The 22,949-nt window shown below is 39.2% G+C and carries 17 protein-coding genes and 1 tRNA gene; 11 read left to right on the forward strand and 7 right to left on the reverse strand.

Going from position 1 to position 22,949, the window contains the following annotated elements:
• Nucleotides 1-35 precede the first annotated feature (35 nt).
• A complete protein-coding gene (sppA, locus tag O7C57_RS10115; RefSeq protein WP_154621945.1) occupies nt 36-1,892 on the reverse strand; it encodes a signal peptide peptidase SppA in 1,857 nt (618 codons plus the stop codon).
• A gap of 326 nt (nt 1,893-2,218) precedes the next feature.
• Between sppA and O7C57_RS10120 the strand changes: the two genes are divergently transcribed.
• The 3 genes from O7C57_RS10120 to O7C57_RS10130 are packed head-to-tail and all read left to right on the forward strand — an operon-like array spanning nt 2,219 to nt 5,761.
• Nucleotides 2,219-2,770: an NAD(P)H nitroreductase gene (locus O7C57_RS10120; RefSeq protein WP_247047376.1), complete on the forward strand. Its 552-nt coding sequence runs from the start codon at nt 2,219-2,221 to the stop codon at nt 2,768-2,770.
• A gap of 14 nt (nt 2,771-2,784) precedes the next feature.
• Nucleotides 2,785-3,825 carry a selenide, water dikinase SelD gene (gene selD / locus O7C57_RS10125; RefSeq protein WP_163861526.1) on the forward strand — a complete coding sequence of 347 codons (1,041 nt, stop codon included), beginning with the start codon at nt 2,785-2,787 and terminating at the stop codon, nt 3,823-3,825.
• Nucleotides 3,826-3,829: 4 nt separating this feature from the next.
• Complete coding sequence (locus O7C57_RS10130; RefSeq protein WP_154621942.1) at nt 3,830-5,761, forward strand: DNA topoisomerase III; 1,932 nt, start codon at nt 3,830-3,832, stop codon at nt 5,759-5,761.
• Between the two features lie 83 nt (nt 5,762-5,844).
• On the opposite strand, the gene xthA is transcribed toward O7C57_RS10130, so the two are convergent.
• Nucleotides 5,845-6,660 carry an exodeoxyribonuclease III gene (gene xthA, locus O7C57_RS10135; RefSeq protein WP_154621941.1) on the reverse strand — a complete coding sequence of 272 codons (816 nt, stop codon included), beginning with the start codon at nt 6,658-6,660 and terminating at the stop codon, nt 5,845-5,847.
• Nucleotides 6,661-7,120: 460 nt separating this feature from the next.
• On the opposite strand from xthA, the gene O7C57_RS21630 reads away from it, so the two are divergent.
• Nucleotides 7,121-7,996: a LysR family transcriptional regulator gene (locus O7C57_RS21630; protein ID WP_269723993.1), complete on the forward strand. Its 876-nt coding sequence runs from the start codon at nt 7,121-7,123 to the stop codon at nt 7,994-7,996.
• Nucleotide 7,997: 1 nt separating this feature from the next.
• Here O7C57_RS21630 and O7C57_RS10145 read toward each other — a convergent pair.
• From O7C57_RS10145 to O7C57_RS10155, 3 genes are all read right to left on the reverse strand, one after another.
• Nucleotides 7,998-8,082, reverse strand: a tRNA-Tyr gene (locus O7C57_RS10145).
• Nucleotides 8,083-8,220: 138 nt separating this feature from the next.
• Nucleotides 8,221-9,069: a formyltetrahydrofolate deformylase gene (gene purU / locus O7C57_RS10150; RefSeq protein ID WP_154623829.1), complete on the reverse strand. Its 849-nt coding sequence runs from the start codon at nt 9,067-9,069 to the stop codon at nt 8,221-8,223.
• Between the two features lie 199 nt (nt 9,070-9,268).
• Nucleotides 9,269-9,748 (reverse strand): YchJ family protein, encoded by a 480-nt coding sequence (locus tag O7C57_RS10155; protein WP_269723973.1) that lies wholly within the window; start codon nt 9,746-9,748, stop codon nt 9,269-9,271.
• A gap of 131 nt (nt 9,749-9,879) precedes the next feature.
• Between O7C57_RS10155 and rssB the strand changes: the two genes are divergently transcribed.
• Entirely contained in the window at nt 9,880-10,890 is a 1,011-nt protein-coding gene (rssB, locus tag O7C57_RS10160; protein WP_154635699.1) for a two-component system response regulator RssB, read from the forward strand.
• A 165-nt stretch (nt 10,891-11,055) separates the two neighbouring features.
• Entirely contained in the window at nt 11,056-11,985 is a 930-nt protein-coding gene (gene galU / locus O7C57_RS10165; RefSeq protein WP_251464099.1) for a UTP--glucose-1-phosphate uridylyltransferase GalU, read from the forward strand.
• Between the two features lie 442 nt (nt 11,986-12,427).
• On the opposite strand, the gene hns is transcribed toward galU, so the two are convergent.
• Nucleotides 12,428-12,838, reverse strand: coding sequence for a histone-like nucleoid-structuring protein H-NS (gene hns / locus O7C57_RS10170; protein ID WP_163861532.1), 411 nt, complete (start codon nt 12,836-12,838; stop codon nt 12,428-12,430).
• Nucleotides 12,839-13,388: 550 nt separating this feature from the next.
• On the opposite strand from hns, the gene O7C57_RS10175 reads away from it, so the two are divergent.
• Entirely contained in the window at nt 13,389-14,018 is a 630-nt protein-coding gene (locus O7C57_RS10175) for a thymidine kinase (protein ID WP_154623371.1), read from the forward strand.
• Nucleotides 14,019-14,164: 146 nt separating this feature from the next.
• Here O7C57_RS10175 and adhE read toward each other — a convergent pair whose 3' ends face one another.
• Nucleotides 14,165-16,822 (reverse strand): bifunctional acetaldehyde-CoA/alcohol dehydrogenase, encoded by a 2,658-nt coding sequence (adhE, locus tag O7C57_RS10180; protein ID WP_154623668.1) that lies wholly within the window; start codon nt 16,820-16,822, stop codon nt 14,165-14,167.
• Between the two features lie 493 nt (nt 16,823-17,315).
• Between adhE and O7C57_RS10185 the strand changes: the two genes are divergently transcribed.
• From O7C57_RS10185 to oppB, 4 genes are all read left to right on the forward strand, one after another.
• Nucleotides 17,316-17,960, forward strand: coding sequence for a YchE family NAAT transporter (locus O7C57_RS10185; RefSeq protein ID WP_163861536.1), 645 nt, complete (start codon nt 17,316-17,318; stop codon nt 17,958-17,960).
• 628 nt (nt 17,961-18,588) lie between these two features.
• A complete protein-coding gene (locus O7C57_RS10190) occupies nt 18,589-20,205 on the forward strand; it encodes an ABC transporter substrate-binding protein (protein WP_425476432.1) in 1,617 nt (538 codons plus the stop codon).
• 92 nt (nt 20,206-20,297) lie between these two features.
• Nucleotides 20,298-21,938, forward strand: coding sequence for an oligopeptide ABC transporter substrate-binding protein OppA (gene oppA, locus O7C57_RS10195; RefSeq protein ID WP_269723974.1), 1,641 nt, complete (start codon nt 20,298-20,300; stop codon nt 21,936-21,938).
• Between the two features lie 78 nt (nt 21,939-22,016).
• Complete coding sequence (gene oppB / locus O7C57_RS10200) at nt 22,017-22,937, forward strand: oligopeptide ABC transporter permease OppB (protein ID WP_154623666.1); 921 nt, start codon at nt 22,017-22,019, stop codon at nt 22,935-22,937.
• Nucleotides 22,938-22,949: the final 12 nt, after the last annotated feature.

Genomic DNA, 22,949 nt, shown 5'->3' on the forward strand with positions numbered 1-22,949 from the left:
ATCCCCTTTAGATATTCTAAAGGGGATCGGGGAGATTAATGAATATCCGCGCAATTTAGGCAAAAGGCATAACGATTTTGAGGATCGTTCATTTTTAAGAAAAATTGGGCTTGCTGGCGAATATCAGTGGCGACGGCGGGAGGTAAGAATACCTGTAACACATCGGGTACTATCGCTTGTGCGCTGTTGCTCAGTTCGAGAATTAACTGATCCATAAATGACAACTCAGGTTGCATCCAGTCCAATTGTACAGAATCAAGCTTGGCTAATTCAGCGGCTTTGGTGACGGCATCATCGAAATCACCTAATTGGTCGACTAGACCAAGTTTTTTCGCATCACTGCCGATCCAGACGCGACCTTGTGCAATTTTGTCGATCTCTTCCGGTGTTTTATGGCGTGCTTTCGCCACTAAACCAATAAAGGTTTTGTAACCATTTTCGATGGTAATCTGCATCATATCAGCAAATTCAGGGCTTATGCCTTTAGTGGCAGAAATATCAGCCAGTGGGGTTGTTGATACGCCATCCGTATAGACTCCGACAGAATCTAGTGTATTTTCAAATGTATTGATCACACCAAAGATGCCGATAGAACCTGTTATCGTATTTGGGCTAGAAATAATATAGTCAGCTGGTGTTGAGACCCAATAGCCACCTGATGCCGCCATACCGCCCATAGAGACGATAACTGGCTTACCTGCTGCTCGCGCAGAGGCTAATTCATTACGAATCAGATCAGAGGCTGTGACACTACCACCGGGGCTATTAACACGTAAGATGATTGCTTTGATGTTGTTATCTAAGCGAGCTTCTCTAATTTGCGAACTGATCAGGTCTCCACTGGCAATACCCGGCGCTTGGGGGCCATCCATGATCGCACCTTGTACAACGATCACCGCAATATTGCCGGGCATTTCAGCGCCGATACTGGTGATTTTTGCTGAATAATCATAGATACTCACGTAATTAAAATGTTTCTCTTGGTCATTCCAACCAAATTGCTTCTTGAGCACATTTTCAGCTTGTTCACGCGTATAGATTTTGTCGACCAGTTTTTGGTTTAGCGCATATTTCGCGTTATCACCGTCAGAAGCACGTAATTTATTGAGTAATGCCTCTGTACCTGGAAAAATTCCTTCCGCTGTGGTTTTACGGTTTTTAGCCAAAGTCTCTAGATAGTTACCCCATAAGGCATCTAACCACTGCTTAGTCGATTCACGAGCTTCTGGTGACATATTGTCACGCATTAGAGGCTCAACTGCCGATTTATACGTCCCTACACGGAAAATATGGCTACTGACTTTGAGCTTTTCTAACAGTGATTTGTAATAAAGGGTATTGGTTGAAAAACCTTGAATGCCGACCATTCCTTGTGGTGCAAGGAAAATGTGGTCAGCATAACTGGCTAAGTAATATTGAGATTGACTAAAGCTATCACCAACTGCATAAATAGGTTTACCAGAGTCTTTAAACTCGGTAATGGCTTTACCAATAAAATTGAGCGAAGGTTGGTCGGCTCCAACAAGATTGTCTAAGCGGAGTACCATACCGGTAATACGGTCATCGGTGGCGGCACTGCGGATCGTATCGACAATATCAAATAGCGAGTTTTCTTGCATTCGGCTATTGGGAGTCCCCAAGAGTTCACGGCTCATACGACCAAAAGGGTCAGGTGTTGAGACTTGATCAACAACTACGCCCTGTAAATCAACATACAGTGCACCAAAATAGTTTTGGTCAGGTTTAGAATCGGATTGATATAGCGCTATCGAACCAATGACTAAAAAACACAATACAAGAAAAATGGTATTGAAAACCAGCTCTCGAATAAAATTTAGTATTCGCCAACTAAACTTAAATACAGTGGCGATGATTTCCCATATTTGACGCATAATTTCTCCGACACACGAATTTGCACTTGTTATCTTAATGAAATAAAAACAGTTGTCTGCTAATGAATGATATTTTTATTCATAACAATGTTTTCTAGCGCGTTGTACAATATCGTGATTATATTTTTCAACACACACACAAATGATATAATTCAATTTATTAATCAATATAATACTGTAGTCTCTCTCAAGCGAATAAGACTGCCAAAAAGCTTTGTAGACACAGTAGAATAACCTTAAATCGGTTATTTAATCATTAAATAGCATGATTATGATTGCTTGTTTGAATGACTATTATATCAGTTTACTCTGAATCGGAGATGAATATGGATGCTTTAACCCTTTTATTGAACCGCCGTTCAGCTTCACGGCTAACAACGCCAGCACCACAAGGTGATGAATTACAAAATATTTTGGCCGCAGGCATGCGAGCGCCGGATCATGGTGCTTTACGTCCTTGGCACTTTGTTGTTATGCAAGGTGAAGGGTTAAATCGTTTTAGTCAATTACTGGAAAAAGCGGCAAAAGAAGGCAATTTAGGCGCAGAAGTTGAAGAAAAAGCGCGTAATGCTCCCTTTAGAGCGCCATTGATTATTACCGTTATTGCGAAGACACAAAAGCACCCTAAAGTGCCTGAATGGGAACAAATTGTCGCCGCAGGGTGTACTGTACAAGCCATGCAAATGGCCGCAGTAGCACAAGGTTTTGGAGGGATCTGGCGTTCAGGATCTTGGACGGAAGATGCTATTGTTCGTGAAGGTTTAGGTTGCACGCCGAATGACCATATTGTTGGTTTCTTATATTTAGGCACACCTGAGCTGAAGGCACCTGCAAAAGTTCAATTTCCTGATATGCAAGATTTTATTTCTCACTTTTGATAAGGCCAAGTTCAGTGGAAAAAATCAGATTAACTCAGTACAGCCATGGCGCAGGCTGTGGTTGTAAAATCGCCCCAAAAATATTGGAGCAAATTCTTCATACCGAACAAGCTAAATTTCACGACCCTAATTTATTAGTCGGTAATGAAACGAAAGATGATGCGGCGGTGTATGACTTAGGTAATGGCATCGGTATTATCAGTACGACTGATTTTTTTATGCCGATTGTCGATTCACCTTTTGAGTTCGGTCGGATAGCCGCCACGAATGCAATTAGTGATATTTTTGCCATGGGAGGCAAACCCATCATGGCGATTGCGATTTTAGGGTGGCCAATCGCAAAATTACCCCCGGAAGTGGCAAAAGAAGTCATCGAGGGGGGGCGAGCAGCGTGTGCTGAGGCGGGGATCTCTCTTGCTGGTGGGCATTCGATTGATGCACCTGAACCTATTTTTGGTCTTGCAGTGACTGGCGTAGTGAATACGGAATATGTGAAGAAAAATAGTGCGGCTACCGCAGGGTGTGAACTCTTCCTGACTAAACCGTTAGGTATCGGTGTGTTAACGACCGCAGAGAAAAAAGGGGTATTGGCGTCAGAGCACCAAAACTTAGCCACTGAAACTATGTGTCAGATAAATAAGTTAGGGGCAATTATTGCGCCATTAACGGGTGTGACGGCCATGACCGATGTGACGGGATTCGGCCTACTTGGTCATTTGAGTGAAATTTGCGAAGGTTCGAAAGTCCGTGCAGAAATTTACTTTAGCCAAGTACCCAAATTGGCGAATGTTGAGCAATATATCGATGCGGGTTGTGTTCCCGGTGGAACCCAACGGAACTTTGACAGTTATGGGCATCTCATTGGGCCAATGACGGAAGCTCAGCGCAAGTTACTCTGTGATCCGCAAACATCTGGTGGATTACTCATCGCCGTAGAGCCTTCTGAGGTCGCTAAAATTAAAGACATTGCACAGCAGCAAGGTGTTTTGTTACAGTCTATCGGTAAATTATTACCCCAGCGGGAAAATGTTCCTTTAATTGAAGTGAAAGATTAACTTAATGCGTTTGTTTATTGCGGAAAAGCCTAGCCTTGCGCGGGCAATTGCGGATGTACTTCCTAAGCCTCACAAACGAGGTGATGGTTTTATCCAGTGTGGTAATGATCAAATAGTCACGTGGTGTATCGGGCATCTATTGGAACAAGCAGAACCCGACGCGTATGAACCTCGATATGCACGCTGGAATTTGCAAGACTTGCCGATCATTCCTGAAAAATGGCAACTCAAACCGCGTTCCGCAGTAACCAAACAATTAAAGACAATTGATACTTTGCTCAAACAAGCGACTGAGGTCGTGCATGCAGGAGACCCTGATAGAGAAGGGCAATTGTTGGTGGATGAAGTTTTAGATTTCTTAAAACTTCCGGCCGATAAAAGGAAGCAAGTCAAACGTTGTTTGATTAATGACCTTAACCCACAAGCAGTAGAAAGAGCCATCGACCGGCTACGAGAAAATCGCGAATTTATTCCATTATGTGTTTCCGCACTAGCACGGGCACGAGCAGATTGGTTATATGGAATTAACATGACTCGAGCGTACACGCTGTTGGGGCAACGAGGCGGTTATCAAGGTGTGTTGTCGGTGGGAAGAGTGCAAACACCAGTACTAGGTCTGGTTGTTCGTCGTGATGAAGACATCGAAAATTTTGTACCGAAAGATTATTTTGAGGTCAAAGCGCATATAGTGACGCCTCAAGATGAACGTTTTGTGGCCATTTGGCAACCAAGTGAATCTTGCATTGATTATCAGGATGAGGAAGGGCGTCTATTTCATCGTCCTCTCGCTGAACATGTTGTCTCGCGAATTACCGGAAAACCGGCTTTTGTCACCCAATATCAAGACAAGCGTGAATCTGAAACGGCTCCGTTACCTTTTTCACTATCTGCATTACAGATTGAAGCGGCTAAAAAATTTGGATTAAGCGCACAAGAGGTGTTGGACATTTGCCAACGTCTGTATGAAACCCACAAACTCATCACTTATCCACGTTCAGATAGCCGTTATCTGCCTGATGAGCACTTTGCTGGACGTCATTCGGTATTGAATGCGATTTCAGTTCATCAACCAGAACTAACCCAGTTCGAACTGCCTGAACTGGATAAAAAAAATCGTTGTTGGGATGACAAAAAAGTTGATGCTCATCATGCGATTATTCCGACAGCTAAAGCAACGGCGGTTAAATTAACTGAAAATGAAGCTAATATTTATCAGTTAGTGGCGCGTCAATATATCATTCAATTTATGTCAGATGCCGTTTATCGCAAATGTACCATTGAGCTTGATATTGAAAAGGGTAAATTTATTGCTAAGGCACGTTTTTTAGCGGAAGCAGGTTGGCGAGTGGTTCTTGGGAATAAAGAGCGAGACTCTGAAAATGATGGTAGTCCATTACCTGTTGTGGCTAAAGGGGATGAGTTATTGTGTGAAAAAGGAGAGGTTGTTGAAAAGCAAACTCAGCCACCAAGACCTTTTACTGATGCAACTTTATTATCAGCAATGACTGGGATAGCGCGCTTTGTTCAAGATAAAGCCTTAAAAAAAGTATTGCGCGAAACGGATGGGTTAGGCACTGAAGCGACACGTGCAGGGATCATTGATTTATTATTTAAACGTCAGTTCCTATTTAAAAAAGGTCGTTATATTCACTCCACCCCCGCAGGCCGAGCGCTCATTCATGTATTGCCTGATATGGCGACATTACCGGATATGACCGCACATTGGGAATCTATTTTGACGCAAATCAGTGAAAAGCAAACGCGATATGATGATTTTATGAATCCGTTAAGCGCCACCTTGACACAGCTGATCTCTCAGGCTCGCCAGTTGACTAATTTACGTGCGTTTCGTGAATTACCACCGGTAACACATGCCAAAGGCACTAAAAAAGCCACTAAATCGGCTAAAAAAATGAAAAAGAGTGTACAAGAGTAGTTAACAATCCAAGAATCATTCTTGTTTTTATCATGATCAATAAGGGAATGAGAGTCACTCCCTTATTATTGAATGGGGAAAGGTTAGTCTTTCGTTAAATCGAATTCAGCCCAAACGGGGGCGTGATCTGATGGTTTTTCCATTCCTCTGATTTCATAATCAATCCCTGTCGCTAAACAGCGGCGAGAAAGAGCCGTTGAGGCTAATAGTAGGTCTATACGTAATCCTCGATTATCATCAAATCCTTTTGAACGGTAGTCAAACCATGAATAGCAATCATTGGTTTCAGGGTGCATGGCACGATAGGTATCGACTAAGCCCCAATTGAGTAATCTTTCCATCCATTCCCGCTCTTCTGGTAAGAAAGAACATTTCCCTGTTTTTAACCAACGCTTACGGTTTGCGTCACCGATACCAATATCGAGATCGGTTGGGCTAATATTCATATCACCCATGATTAACAGTTGTGACTCAGGTGTCTGAGTTGATGTAATATAGTCTTGTAAGTCCTGATAGAATTTTTCTTTGGCAGGAAATTTTGTTGGATGGTCGCGACTTTCACCCTGGGGAAAGTAACCATTCACGACAGTTAGCAGACCATTATTGGTCTCAATATCCGCCATAATAATTCTGCGTTGTGCATCGTCGTCGTCAGTAGGGAACCCTTTACGCACAGCGACAGGTTCATTTTTGGTCAATAGCGCTACGCCATAGTGGGCTTTTTGGCCGTGATAAAATACATGATAGCCTAGCTTGCTGACCTCATCATAAGGAAACATGTCATCATGAACTTTGGTTTCCTGTAGCCCGATCACTTCAGGCTGATGCTTATCAATAATAGCCGCCAATTGATGTGGGCGAGCACGGAGGCCATTTATGTTGAACGAGATAAATTTCATGGTCTTTTATCACCTGTTAGATATTGTCTGTACAGGGGGATTCTATCAGATGCGGAGTTAACTGTAACTATTAAAGAACTATTTAAACAGGACTTTAATTATGGGGAATAAATATTTTTTACCTTAATTATAATAATAACATTACATTCCAAATTTTAAGTAACATTATTAATTGTACAATTAATGAAAAATATGTTCATTGATTTCCAATTGGTGATTTATATTTAATGTGATTTAATAGTCGAGCCATAAAAAATAATGAAATGAAACAGTATAATATATTGCTTTGCATTGTTGGAAAATATAAAAATACTTTTATGAAATATTGTTACTCATTCAATGAAAAGTTAAATTAAAGTTTTCATCTGAAATGTCAAGTGATGGGCTATTCAACATATTGTTTTTAATGATTAATAATGTTGGATTCTGCATGTTTAATAAACAGAATGGGGTCATAGATATGTTCTTTTCAAGAAAATTAGAGGCATTTATAGCAGTTGTTGAAAATGGCTCATTAAGTAAGGCTGCTAGAGTGATGAACCGAACGACGCCACCTATCGCCAAGTCGATTAAAGATTTCGAAACCAGCTTGGGTAAGCGGTTATTTAAGAGAGAAAAATTTGGTATGACTTTAACTAAAGATGGACAAGAATTATATAATGACTTGCGCGATCTTTACTTGCAGGAGAAAGAAATAACCAAAAAACATTTCACGGGCTATATTGTCAATGAAGCAAATATTTATTATGACTGGGGGAAAGAAAACTTTCTTATTAATCTTTATCAAGCCGCTAATAAAAATAATGTCCAAATTAATATATTAAGATTTAATTATGAGGAGGTTGATGAAATAGTCGATTATGATGGAAATACACTAATTTTAAGTTCACAGCCAGTCGTGAGTGAGCGTTTTTCCTTACAACGAAAAATAGAAAATGCATCATTAGGAATTTTTTGTCGAAGTGAGCTATATCAAAAGCATCAACATAATATTATGGCACTATTAAAAAATTGTACTTGGTTATGTGACCCTGCATTCTATAAGAGTAATTTAATGGGGGAATTACTCGAAAAGGTGGAGCTTGAGGGTAACAAAGCAAGTGTTCGACAAATGGATAACATCAGTAGTTGTCAAAGTTTTCTACAAGTGGGTGATTTTATTGCTATTATTGATTGTTATCCTGAGCATGAAATCGCGGACAACTTACTGCAATATATTCCCTTGAATTCCATTATAGATGAGTGTAGTTGCTATATTTATAAGTCTAAATCACATTTGAGTGTGTTAAATCGCTTTATGGATACTATTGATGATTTAGGTCAGGGAGTTGCTTGAATGGTGGTGGGAGAAGGATTCGAACCTTCGAAGTCTGTGACGGCAGATTTACAGTCTGCTCCCTTTGGCCGCTTGGGTATCCCACCAGATTTTGAATTGCTGTATTCGTTGACAGCGGGCGGCATCATATCAAATGACGCGCCCCTGTAAAGCATTAATTTTTAAAAGCTGTTTAAGTGCTGTTTTTTTACTCTGCATGCATATTTAAACAGCAGCTAAGTGTCTTACAAGATAATAGTTCTATTTCCGTAAACAAAAACGCGTTGCGCTAATACCCAATATAATGCATGGCTAAGCACGTTTTTTTCTACATCTCTACCCGCTCGCATCATATCGTCAGCAGTGAAGGTATGGTCTACATTAATGACGTTTTGCGTGATAATAGGGCCTTCATCAAGATTATCATTAACAAAGTGGGCGGTTGCTCCAATGATTTTAACGCCCCGTTCATATGCTTGATGATATGGACGGGCACCAATGAAGGCGGGTAAAAATGAATGATGAATATTAATGATTTGATTCGGGTAGTGCTGGACAAATGCGGGAGTCAATACACGCATATATTTGGCTAAAACAACATAATCAGGTTGGTATTGGTCGATTTGCGCAATCATTTTCTCATCATGCTGCTCTCGGGTTAAACCTTCATGGCTAATATGATGGAAAGGAATACCAAATTGCTCAACAAGGTTTTTTAGTGTGTCGTGATTACCGATAACAGCTGCAATTTCAACGTCTAAGCCATCGTATGCGCTTTTCATTAATAGGTCACCTAAGCAATGAGCTTCTTTCGTAACCATAATCACGATGCGACGACGACCCGATGAATTTAATTCACGTTTTGAACCTACTGGTAATGCATCATCTAGGTCAGCGAGAAGGGTTTCATCATTAAAAATCCCTTCAAGCTCCGTTCTCATAAAGAACCGACCAGTACGATGATCAACAAATTCATTATTTTGGACTATGTTGAGTTGGTGCTTGTAACAAATATTGGTGATTTTAGCGATCAATCCTTTTGCGTCAGGACATATAGTGCGAAGGACTTTTTTTTGTACATTTTTTTGTTGCATGGAGGTGTCTGATCCTTAACTTACAAAGCGAATTGGCTATCATTCTTTCTTTGCGGCGACTTATGACTAGGTTCATAACGCTCTGGTGCACAAAGATAAATCCTCTCTCTGTGAACCAGTTAGCCGCGTGAATGATAAAGCAAACAATTCAGCAAGCGATACATTCTGCATTTCCGTTACGATGGGTAAAACATAACCACTAATTATTGTTACAGCATTTTTTAAATTTTTTGCCGGAACCACATGGGCATAGGTCATTTCGACCCGTCTTAGGTGTCACACCATCTATGTAATACCAACGTTTATCTATGCGAAGAAAACGGGAACGTTCATGAATAAGCTGTTTATGATCAGCTTTTTCATCAATAAAGCAAGTTGAAAATTCGACATATCCTTCATCGCTATTTTTAGCATAAGAAGAACTAATAACACGAAGAGAGATCCATTTCGTTTGTGAGAAACTTTGTTGGAGTTCTTCTCGCCACTGTTCAGCCTGACAATCAGGATGCCAAGTTGCGATGAGATAATCCGCATTGTGTGTCACATACGCACTATAGCGGGATCGCATCAGTTGTTCTGGGGTTTCAGGCGTCGCTTTATTTTCGAGATAAGGTTGGCAACATTGGCCAAAAGGTGCGGTATTGCCACAAAAACAGCACTGGTTTAAGGATTGTTCCATCTTTTTACTCTATAAAAATAAGTATAGGTAATAAAAATAACTATACTTTAAAAGTGATAGTACAATGATTTTGTCATATGAATAATAGTATTGGTAGTTAATTGCCAATTATAGCCAGAAGTAGGTTCAACATGAAAAATAAAAAGATACTCATCGTTGAAGATGAAAAAATTTTTCGCTCAATGTTAGAAGGGTACTTACAAGCACAAGGTATGCAGGTTTTCGTCGCTGATAATGGTCAAAGCGCATTAATAAGACTCACGGTCGAAAAAATTAGGCCGGATGTTATTTTGTGTGATCTTAATATGCCTGTGATGAGTGGTGAGGCTTTTATGTCAGAACTGGTCGCTCAGCATATTCATATACCTGTCATTGTGATATCGGCGACAACCGATTTTACTCAGTTGGATCGTATGCTGAGGTTGGGAGCAAAAGATGCCTTATTAAAGCCAATCAAAAATTTAGAAGAGTTGAAAGTCACGATTCACGCCAATCTTTATCCAGAGCTATATGATAGTGAACTGATAAATACATTACATCCTCAAGATATCTCATCATTAATGGATTATGATGAGCAGGATATCATTCCTGTCTTAAAGCAACTGCAACCACCAGTAAATCAGGTTATTAATGGCTATCGAATTAATTACCGTCAATTAAATGCAATTAACCAATTTGGATTATTACTGGATTTAGCACCGATATCAGATACACAAATTGGTTTTTACTGTATTGATATTGAGCGTTCGCCTAGAGAAGGTATCATGGCAGCATTTTTGATCCGGGTTGTATTTAATGACTTATTAAAAAATGCGGTGAGTTTTCCTGATAAAAAGTTGCCGAAAATTGATAAAATTATTAATCAGATAAATTATTTATTAGAAGACTCTGGTTTTAGCGGGCAATTTCCAATATTGCTGGGGTATTTCAATACATATAATAAAGCAATTATTTTGGCTAGTGGTGGTTTGGAGGTTGAAGTATCTACCGAAAACGCACAATATAGCTTGTCACGAAGTGTTCCACTAGGCACTTTAAAGCATCAACCCTCCAATCATTTGGATGTTCGAGGAACATTTTGGCAGTGTCGAATTTGGAATAATCATCAAAATATTAAATTAATGTTTAATCCAGAAGCTTAAGTTTTGTTTAAATTTAATCCATTAGATGCAATATCATTCCTTATTAGGGATTAGTACTATTTATCCAGAAATTATTCCTGTTATACTGCCTCGCACTAAAAACGCACCACATTATTACTGTTGATTTAGTCTATAGAATAAGGTGCTTAGGAGAATTCTGGAGTTATGACGAATATGACAAAAAGAAAGGTACGTAAGGCAGTCATTCCTGTTGCGGGTCTCGGCACACGTATGCTTCCAGCGACTAAAGCAATTCCAAAAGAGATGTTACCTCTTGTTGATAAGCCACTCATTCAATATGTGGTTAATGAGTGTATCGCAGCAGGTATTAATGAAATTGTTTTAGTCACTCACTCATCAAAGAACTCGATTGAAAACCACTTTGATACGAGTTTTGAACTTGAAGCTATTTTAGAAGCGCGTGTAAAACGCCAGTTACTTGATGAGGTGCAATCTATTTGTCCTAGTCATGTCACTATTATGCAAACGCGTCAAGGTATCGCTAAGGGATTAGGCCATGCAATTTTGTGTGCTAAACCACTTGTGGGTGATGAGCCTTTTGCCGTTATTTTGCCCGACGTAATTTTAGACCGCTATAGCACCGATTTAACGAAATTTAATTTGAGCGAAATGCTTGAACATTTTGAAGCAACAGGTGCGAGTCAAATTTTAGTCGAGCCTGTTCCAGAAGATGAAGTATCCAATTATGGTATCGTGGATTGTGATGGTGCGGTTTTACTTCCTGGTGATAGTAAACCAATCAGTCGTATGGTTGAAAAACCGAAGAAAGAAGAAGCGCCATCAAACCTTTCTATTGTTGGACGTTATGTCTTATCCGAAAAAATTTGGGATACATTAGCGAAAACAGCACCTGGAGCTGGTGATGAAATTCAATTAACCGATGCTATTGCCATCATGATGGAAAATAATGAACCTGTTGAAGCATATCACTTATGTGGTAAAAGCCATGATTGTGGTAATAAGCTAGGTTATATGAAAGCCTTTGTAGAATATGGGTTGCAGCATGATACTTTAGGCAAAGACTTTTCCCAATGGATTAAAAATTTATCACACGAGTTGAACAGTTCTAAATAACACAGCTTCTCTCTATGATGATTGATAAAAGCTAACTGGAAGGTTGGCTTTTTTTGTTTGTTGATTTTAGAACAGTCGATAGTTAAGGGTAGTGTAATGTAAATTATTATTTAATTTAATTTACATATTGAATGGGTAAATACATCATTTTTTTGTATAACCCTAAATCTGATTATTCAATCACGCGTTTGAGGGTAGGGCAAATTACATAACTTTACTTTATGGTGTGACAAAATTTAAATCATAATGATAAATAACTTGGAGATAAAAAGTTCAACGACGGTTATAGCAGGTTGCGGTGTTTGGGTTAGGGGGCTTTTATTTAATACAGGGAATATTGGCGGTGCTATTTGTATAGACAGGCTTATATAATAAAAAAAACAAATATCAGATAAAAAAAACGCCCTAATATTAGGGCGTTTTTTTGAATAAGGTTAAAATTTTAGATTAAGAAATCGTCCAAAGATTTACCTTGTTCTTCAATGGCAATCTTGATAACAGCTGGCGTACGGCCTTGGCCTGTCCAAGTTTTAGTTTCGCCATTCTCATCGACATATTTGTATTTAGCAGGGCGAGCAGCACGTTTAGCACGAGTGCTAGTGCCTTTACCTGTATCTAAAATTTGAACAAGTTCGTTTAGATCGATACCTTGTTCCTCTGCCATTTGACGGAAACTTTCCAGCTTACGGCTTTTCTCTTCTAGCTCTGCACGAGCTTGATTTTCTTCTTCACGACGTTCTTCAACAACGACGGTTAATTTTTCCAGCATTTCTTCCAGTGATTCTAAAGCAATTTCTCTTGCTTGTGCACGAAGAGTACGGATGTTATTTAATGCTTTTAAAGATTCGCTCATTTTCCTGGTCTCAAATTTAATTGTTGGCCTGTGTACACTAATAATAGAATGCTATTTTATTTTCTGCAATAGCTAATTTACACTATTAGTTTAAAAGTTATCTTTACCAAAAGCAATTTTTTTACAAAAGAAATATTAACTTTTCACTGATATATATATACCACTATTATCAATATCCAAACTAATGAAAAACGGATTCAATTAACCGAAGTTTTTTTGGATTATAATTTGAGGTACTCACTCGTAAACGGTGACATCTTTATTAGTGGTAAAAGCTCAAATAAATGAGCCTAAACGTAAATTTTCTTTTTTTGATACAGCAGGCTAGCTATATGGTTGATAAAATAACAGGCTATTTTGCACAAACGATAGTTCGTTATTTTACCTGTTATAGGAGCAAAAAAGGTGTTTAGTATCAGTCTAAATTCATTAAAGCCAATAGAGTTTTGTGTATTGTGCTGTTTTTAAACCCTTAAAATGCGGATTGTTAATCTAATAACATGTTTTATGGTAAGATTATTTCGTTTATTAATTTAGAGGAACTAGGCTGATGGCTCAGCTATATTTTTACTATTCTGCTATGAATGCGGGAAAATCGACATCCCTGCTGCAATCTTCTTATAACTATAATGAAAGAGGAATGCGCACATTGATTTTCACCGCTGAAATCGATAATCGCTTCTCGCAAGGTAAAGTCTCTTCTCGAATTGGGCTGTCTGCGGATGCGTTACTATTTTCGCCTACAACGAATATGGCTGAAATCATCAAAAGTGAAAATGGGATAAAAAAGGTACATTGTGTCTTAATTGATGAGTGTCAATTTTTAACAAAACAGCAAGTTGAACAGCTATGCGATATTGTCGATAACTGTGATATTCCCGTTTTATGTTATGGCCTGAGAACCGATTTTTCAGGAGAATTGTTTGCGGGTAGTCAATATTTATTAGCATGGGCAGACAAATTAGTCGAATTAAAAACAGTGTGCTATTGCGGTCGTAAAGCAAATAAAGTGTTGAGGATAGGGAATGATGGTATTCCCGTCTACGAAGGCGCACAGGTCGATATAGGCGGTAACGAGAAGTATATTTCAGTGTGTCGTAAGCACTATACGGAAGCCATCGAACAAGCAAAACTAATGAATCAAGGGGTTATTCCTAAGGTTGCTATTCACTTTAATTAACGCTAACTAATTGATGGTTACTGAAATAAAACAGAGGCAGGGCGTTATTAGTTGATAAAAGTGTATAATAAATAATTACTTATTATATTACCAAAAAGGCACTGGTTTTTAATCAGTGCCTTTTTATTAATTGTGCAATTATTTAATTATTTCTTTGAATTTTTCTTTTCTGTTTTCGCGGTTGCGACAACAGGTTCTTCAGTAAATTCACGTCCATAATAGGAATCAAGTAGCAGTTGTTTTAACTCGGAAATTAATGGGTAACGTGGGTTTGCACCTGTACATTGGTCATCAAACGCGTCCTCAGACAACTTATCAACATGCGCTAAGAAGTCTGCCTCAGCAACGCCAGCTTCACGTATAGACTTAGGAATGCCTAAATCTGCTTTGATCTCTTCAAGCCAAGCCAATAGCTTCTCAACCTTCGTATCGGTACGATCACCCGCTTTCGTCAGACCTAAATGGTCAGCGACTTCAGCATAACGACGACGTGCTTGTGGGCGGTCATATTGGCTGAATGCGGTTTGTTTGGTTGGGTTATCGTTAGCGTTGTAACGAATCACATTACTAATTAATAGTGCATTAGCTAATCCGTGCGGTATATGGAATTCAGAACCCAGTTTATGGGCCATTGAGTGACATACCCCTAAGAAGGCGTTTGCAAATGCAATACCTGCAATGGTAGCGGCGTTATGAACACGTTCTCTTGCCACAGGGTTAGTCGCCCCTTCATGATAGCTAGCGGGCAGATAGTCTTTTAATAAACTCAGCGCTTGTAGTGCTTGCCCATCTGAGTATTCGTTCGCTAAAACAGAAACATAAGCTTCTAGAGCATGCGTCACAGCATCTAAACCACCAAATGCAGTCAACGATTTTGGCATGTTCATGACTAGGTTTGCATCAACGATCGCCATGTTAGGCGTTAGAGCATAGTCTGCTAATGGATATTTTTGACCTGTTTTATCATCAGTAACTACCGCAAATGGTGTCACTTCAGAACCAGTACCAGACGTTGTGGTAATAGCGACTAATTTTGCTTTCACGCCCATTTTGGGGAAGCGATGGATACGTTTACGGATATCCATAAAGCGTAATGCTAACTCTTCGAAATGGGTTTCTGGGTGCTCGTACATTACCCACATAATTTTGGCGGCATCCATTGGTGAGCCACCACCTAATGCAATAATGACATCAGGTTTGAAGGCGTTCATTTGTGCTGCACCTTTACGGACAACGGTTAAGGTTGGATCAGCCTCAACTTCAAAGAAGACGTCAGTTTCAATATGATGTTGTTTAAGGACATTAATGACTTCTTCGACATAGCCATTATTGAATAAATAACCATCAGTCACGATAAACGCACGTTTTGCGCCATCCGTTGCTATCTCTTCAAGGGCAATAGGAAGACAACCGCGACGGAAATAAATTGAGTTAGGAAGTTTATGCCATAACATATTTTCAGCTCTTTTCGCCACAGTCTTAGTATTAATTAAGTGTTTTGGTCCAACGTTTTCAGAGATGGAGTTACCTCCCCATGAACCACAACCCAGTGTGAGAGAAGGCGCTAATTTAAAGTTATATAGGTCACCGATACCACCTTGTGAGGCAGGGGTATTAATCAAAATACGCGCTGTTTTCATTTTCACGCCAAAATAATTAACGCGTTCAGCTTGGTTATCTTGATCTGTATATAAACAAGAAGTGTGACCAATTCCGCCCATTTCCACCAGTAACTCTGCTTTTTCTACGGCATCTTCAAAGTTTTTACCACGATACATGGCGAGTAGTGGGGAAAGTTTTTCATGAGCGAATGGTTCTGATTCATCAATGACTTTAACTTCACCAATCAGAATTTTTGTCGTCACAGGAACAGTGATACCGGCCATTTCTGCAATTTTGTAGGCAGGTTGGCCAACAATGGCGGCGTTGAGATTGCCATTTTTAAGAATAACGTCTTGAACGGCTTTCAGTTCTTTGCCTTGCAAAATATAGCCGCCATGGCTAGCAAAGCGTTCACGAACTTGATTATAGATTTCATCAACGACCACAACGGATTGTTCTGAGGCACATATCACGCCATTATCAAACGTTTTTGACATCAAAATAGAGGCAACAGCGCGTTTGATATCCGCAGTTTCATCGATCACTACAGGGGTATTTCCCGCACCTACACCAATAGCCGGTTTACCGGAACTATAGGCGGCTTTTACCATACCCGGACCACCAGTTGCTAAAATCAGATTGATGTCATCGTGATGCATGAGTGCATTGGATAATTCAACAGATGGCGCATCTATCCAACCGATGATATCTTTTGGTGCACCCGCGGCTATTGCTGCTTTTAGAACGATTTCAGCCGCTTTATTGGTTGCATTTTTTGCTCTTGGGTGTGGTGAAAAAATAATTGCATTTCGTGTTTTTAAGCTAATCAGCGACTTAAAAATAGCGGTTGATGTTGGGTTAGTGGTTGGCACGATACCACAGATAATGCCGATAGGTTCTGCAATTGTGATGGTACCGAAAGTTGGGTCTTCTGAAAGCACGCCACAGGTTTTTTCATCTTTATAGGCATTGTATATATACTCGGAAGCAAAGTGATTTTTGATCACTTTATCTTCAATAATACCCATGCCTGATTCTTCAACCGCCAGTTTTGCGAGAGGGATTCGTGCATCTGCTGCGGCAAGCGCCGCTGCGCGGAAAATACGGTCAACTTGTTCTTGAGAGAAGTTAGCGAATTCACGCTGAGCTTTTTTGACACGAGCAACGAGGTCATTGAGTTCGGTAACATTAGTTACTGACATAGAGATTACTCCTGATAAATGTTAAACTTTTTAAGCCAATGAGCAGTGCATCCAGAAACACAACGGTGTTACAAAAGTGAGTAGATAATTATAGTTTATATTTATTATCATACTTTGCTTATCCGCTTATTGGCTTAAAAAGCTTTTAAATCAATATGAAAAGCGTACTTTTCTTAAATTTTCTCTCCCTATCAGTTAAGAATAGATTAACATTATTCATATTTATTAACGTGATCTAAATCACAAAAAATCAAAACTGAAACCTTTCAGCATGGCAATTTTAGCTAAATTCGCTTCTTTTTTGGAAATTAACCCAAAATATCGTTATTACGCTGGTGAAATAGAGAAATAGCCTGCTTTTTGTATGCTTATTAAGCCGATAGTTAATCGTGGTAACTAAAACAAAACTTAGCACAATGTATTTCATTAATTTAATGATAAACTTTATCTATCGATCATTTTCTCAAACGAGACTTTTTGAAGGTGCTAATGAGTGGGTGCAGGATTACTTGATTTATCTGGCTATATAAAATTTTTTATCGGCCTTTTTGCGTTAGTAAACCCAGTAGGGATCTTACCTGTGTTTATTAGCATGACCAATTATCAAAGTAGTGCAGGGCGTAATAAAACCAATACGATAGCGAATACTTCTGTAGCTATCATTTTATGTACGTCCTTATTAATTGGCGATTCTATTCTTCAGCTATTTGGTATTTCTATTGATTCGTTTCGTATTGCGGGGGGGATCTTGATAGTGACTATCGCAATGTCAATGATCAGTGGGAAAATTGGTGAAGATAAACAAAATAAGCAAGAGAAAACAGAAACTGCCGTCCGTGATAGTATCGGCGTGGTTCCTCTTGCGTTACCTTTAATGGCAGGGCCAGGGGCAATTAGTTCTTGTATCGTTTGGTCATCTCGCTGGCATGGATGGCAAAATTTTATCGGCCTTGCGCTGACAAGTATTGTATTTGCATTTTGTTGCTGGTTACTGTTTCGTTCAGCGTCATTATTAGTTCGTTATTTAGGACAAACAGGTATCAACGTCGTGACGCGTATTATGGGCTTACTTCTGATGTCATTGGGGATTGAGTTCATTGTCACAGGTGTTAAAGCGATATTCCCAGGCCTTCTCTAATCCACTCCAAAAATGACTAATACCTCCTAATTAATCGTCACTAATATGGCGATTAATTAGGTTGTTATCGCATTAGTAATAATATTCTGAACGTTATAGTGCTTAAGCAATAAAGCGTATGTGAATTTTTGTACTATCTCGTGTTAATAGAAAAAATAAAAGCCCAATATCATTATTTGATTGTCATCAAAGGGATAATTTCACACATTAATGTGCTGTTATTTTGTACTATTATAGTCTGGCAATACTTATAATAATATGTCGCATTTTTTGTCAAAGAAGGTATAAAAAGTAAGGAAATGTGAGCTGAGTAAATTTTTACGCTATTTAATTTATCTAATGTTAATGATATGTTTAAACCAGTCCTTGGTATTTAAATATAGCAATAACAGATAAATCCTCTGTTAGTACCGTAAAATCATAATGTTTATTGATTTGTATAGTAACGATAGATTTCAGCATAATTACACAATGTTAACAATTTGTTGTTTTTTATAGGTGGTACTTGTGAATTATGAAAACTAATCTAAAAGGTGAGTGGTATCGCTAACTTAGGATATTACTTTGACGAAATAAGCCGATTAAGTGCTGGATTTTGTTGTAGCAACACTTATAACCTTTGAGGGTGATGATGAATTTTCTTTATAAGAGTTTGTGTTCACTACCTATTTTTTTAGTTGCATTTCATTCTAATGCCGCGCCTGTAGCGACGGCAGTTAAACAAGCTATTACGATTAATAATGGTTCTGAAGTTGCTTCATTAGATCCACATAAAGTTGAGGGTATACCGGAAACCAGTATTATCCTTAACCTGCTTGAAGGGCTCATTTATACGGATGTTGACGGTAAAGTCACGCCAGGCGTGGCTGAAAGTTGGACTAATGAGAATTATACCACTTGGGTATTTACGCTCAGAGATAATGCGAAATGGAGCGATGGTTCTCCTGTGACTGCCCAAGATTTTGTTTACAGTTGGCAGCGATTAGCTGATCCAAAAATAGGTTCACCTTATTCAAGTTATCTGCAAAGTGCCTATATTGAAAATGCTGCTGAGATTTTAAAAGGTCAAAAACCACTGGAGTCGCTAGGTGTAAAAGCACTCGATGAAAAACATTTACAAGTCACGCTGAGCCATCCTGTGCCTTATTTTATTGATATGCTTAACCATACGGCGATGAAACCCGTAAATAAGCAAGTAATTGAAAAATATGGGGATAAGTGGACGCAAAGTAATCATTTTGTCGGAAATGGCGCCTATTTATTGGATAAGTGGGTTGTTAACGAACGTATTGTTCTTAAACGTAACCCTTTGTATTGGAATAATCAGAATAGCAAAATAGATGAAGCAACTTTTTTAACCATTTCGTCGGAAGTCAGTGATGTCAATCGTTATCGTAGTGGTGAAATTGATATTAGTAATTCCGCTATTCCCCCCGTTTTATATAAAAAAATGCAATCAGAGCGACCAGATGAATTATATGTTCGTCCTTACTTATGCACTTTTTATTATGAGATTAATAATAACAAGCCACCTTTTACTGACCCCAGAGTGCGAGAAGCCATAAAACTCGGATTGGATAGAGACATTATTACTCATAAAATTATGGGACAAGGGCAGATAGTTGCTTATGGTTTTACGCCTACTTTTATTAATAATAGTGATTTTTCACCGCCTGAGTGGGCCAGTTGGAGTGATGAGAAACGCTATCAACGTGCAAAAGCGCTTTTAGCTGAAGCAGGCTACAATGCCGCGAATCCACTTAAATTTTCTCTGCTTTATAACACTTCTGATCAAAACAAACAGCAAGCCATAGTTGCTGCTTCCATGTGGAAAAAAAATATTGGGGCAGAAGTGAGCTTACAAAATCAAGAATGGAAAACATCATTACAAAGCCGCCACGACGGTAATTATGATGTCGTACGTGCGACTTGGTGTGCCGACTATAATGAGCCTTCTGCATTTTTGAACATCATGTCTTCAGATAGTAGTAATAATACCGCTTTCTATAAAAACCCTCAGTTCGATTCTCTATTAGAAAAAGCATTAGTTGCGCCTGATGATGCAGCGCGCAAGCAAATTTATCAACAGGCGGAGGCCTTGCTTGATCAAGATTCAGCGCTTATTCCTGTTTATTACCGAGTAAGTGTTCGATTGGTTAACCCAGCAATTGGAGGATTTAAAGGTAAAGACCCTCTTGATTATATGGATATTAAGCGGTTATATATAAACCAAACTAATAAATAGTACTAAAATAATATAATAAACAGTTTACCGCGTTGGTAAGCATCACAATCCACAATATAACAATGAAATATGGTATGGGAGTAACGGATAAGATGAGTAAATACATTCATAAAACCATGGTTGCTTTAGGTGTTACTGCTGGATTGATGGCTGGAGGAATGACGAGTAGTGTTGCTGCAACGGTACCTGCTGGTGTTGAGCTTGCGCAGAAACAAACACTCGTTCGTAATAATGGCTCTGAACCTCAATCTCTTGATCCACATAAAATTGAAGGTGTTCCGGAATCCGCTTTAGCTCGTGATCTTTTTGAAGGTCTCACGATCGTTGGACCAAATGGTGAAATTTTGCCTGGCTCGGCAGTCAGCTGGGAAAATAAAGATTTTAAAGAATGGACTTTTAAAATTCGTGAGGGAGCTAAATGGTCAAATGAAGATCCCGTAACGGCCCACGATTTTGTCTATAGTTTCCAACGTCTTGTTGACCCTGATACCGCTTCTCCTTATGCAAGCTATTTACAGTATGCGCACTTGAAAAATGTAGATGACATTATTGTTGGTAAGAAAAAACCAGAAGAACTCGGTGTTAAAGCATTAGATGACCATACCCTTGTTCTCGAATTGAGTGAAGCAGTACCGTATATCCCTAAACTTTTGATCCATTCTTCAATGTCACCAGTAAACAAAAAAGTGATTGAAAAATATGGTGCAAAATGGACTCAACCACAAAACTTTGTGGGGAATGGGGCTTATAAATTAAAAGACTGGACAGTCAATGAACGCATTGTCCTTGAGCGTAGCCCGAGCTATTGGGATAATGCTAATACCATTATCGACCAAGTCACTTACCTGCCAATTTCCTCTGAAGTTACCGATGTTAACCGTTACCGTAGCGGTGAAATCGACATGACTTACAGTAATTTACCCATTGAGCAATTTAAAACGCTGCAAAAAAATATGCCAGATGAGCTACGGGTAAATCCTTATCTGTGTATCTATTACTATGAAATTAACAACGAAAAGCCACCCTTTAATGATCCTCGTGTAAGGGAAGCATTAAAACTTTCTATGGATAGAGACGTCATTACTTATAAAGTGAAAGCTCAAGGTGATATCCCTGCTTATGGGTTTACACCACCATTTACCAACGGCATGAAAACGGAAAAGCCAGATTGGTATGCGAATATGACGCAAGAGCAGCGCAACGAAAAAGCGAAACAGCTGCTCGAAGAAGCGGGTTACAACAAAGCAAATCCATTGAAGTTTAATTTATTGTATAACACCTCTGATTTACATAAGCGTATTGCGATTGCCGCTTCCTCAATGTGGAAGAAAAACATTGGCGCAGAAGTCAAATTAGAAAACCAAGAGTGGAAAACTTTCTTAGATAGCCGACATCAAGGCGCTTATGATGTTGCTCGTGCTGGTTGGTGTGCAGACTATAACGAACCTTCTTCTTTCCTCAATATGCTACTGTCCCATAGTAGTAATAATACTGTTCATTATAAGAATAAAGACTTCGATGCTACGATGAAGCAGACGTTGCAAGTGAAAACGGATGAAGAACGTGCCGATCTCTATGATAAAGCTGAAAAAATCTTAGATAAAGATTCCGCTGTTGTGCCATTGTACTACTATGTAAACACGCGTTTAGTTAAACCGTATGTGGGGGGTTATACAGGTAAAGACCCTCTCGATAACCTTCATACTAAAGACCTTTATATTATTAAGCACTAACAATAACAGTCCGGCTCTGAGGAGCCGGACAACAATGTGATGATTGGTCCGGCTAAGCAACAGATGTAGGGAAGGGCAATGTTAAAATTTATTATACGTCGCTTACTAGAAGCGATTCCGACACTTTTTATTCTTATTACGATTTCATTTTTTATGATGCGGTTAGCACCAGGCAGCCCTTTCACGGGAGAACGTAAACTACCGCCTGAAGTTATGGCGAATATAGAAGCGAAATATCACTTAAATGATCCGATGTATAAGCAATATTTCAACTATTTAGTGCAATTATCTAAAGGTGATTTTGGCCCATCATTTAAATATAAAGACTATAGTGTTAACGACTTAGTCGCGAAAGCATTTCCTGTCTCTGCAAAATTAGGGGCTACTGCCTTTATCGTTGCCGTATTCTTTGGTGTGTCTGCTGGCGTTATTGCCGCATTAAATCAAAATAGTAAATGGGACTTTACGGTCATGGGGTTTGCCATGACGGGGGTTGTCATCCCCAGCTTTGTAGTGGCACCGCTATTGGTGCTGATTTTCGCCATTCATTTGAAATGGCTCCCTGGTGGTGGCTGGGACGGTGGTAATATCAAACACATGATATTACCGATGGTGGCATTATCGCTAGCCTATATTGCAAGCATCTCACGTATTACACGTGGCTCAATGATAGAGATTATGCACTCAAACTTCATTCGTACTGCGCGTGCAAAAGGCTTACCACTTCGTACTATCATCTTACGTCATGCATTGAAACCTGCTTTGCTTCCTGTGCTTTCGTATATGGGGCCTGCATTTGTGGGAATTATCACAGGTTCAATGGTGATAGAAACGATTTTTGGTTTACCAGGCATTGGGCAATTATTTGTTAATGGTGCATTGAACCGTGACTATTCATTGGTTCTTAGTCTAACCATTTTAGTCGGTGTATTGACCATTGCCTTTAATGCGATTGTCGATGTGTTATACGCTGTTATCGACCCGAAAATTCGTTATTAATCCGGAGAAGAC

Origin of the sequence: Providencia sp. 21OH12SH02B-Prov (assembly GCF_027362595.1) — a bacterium.
Classification (GTDB): Bacteria; Pseudomonadota; Gammaproteobacteria; order Enterobacterales; family Enterobacteriaceae; genus Providencia; species Providencia zhejiangensis.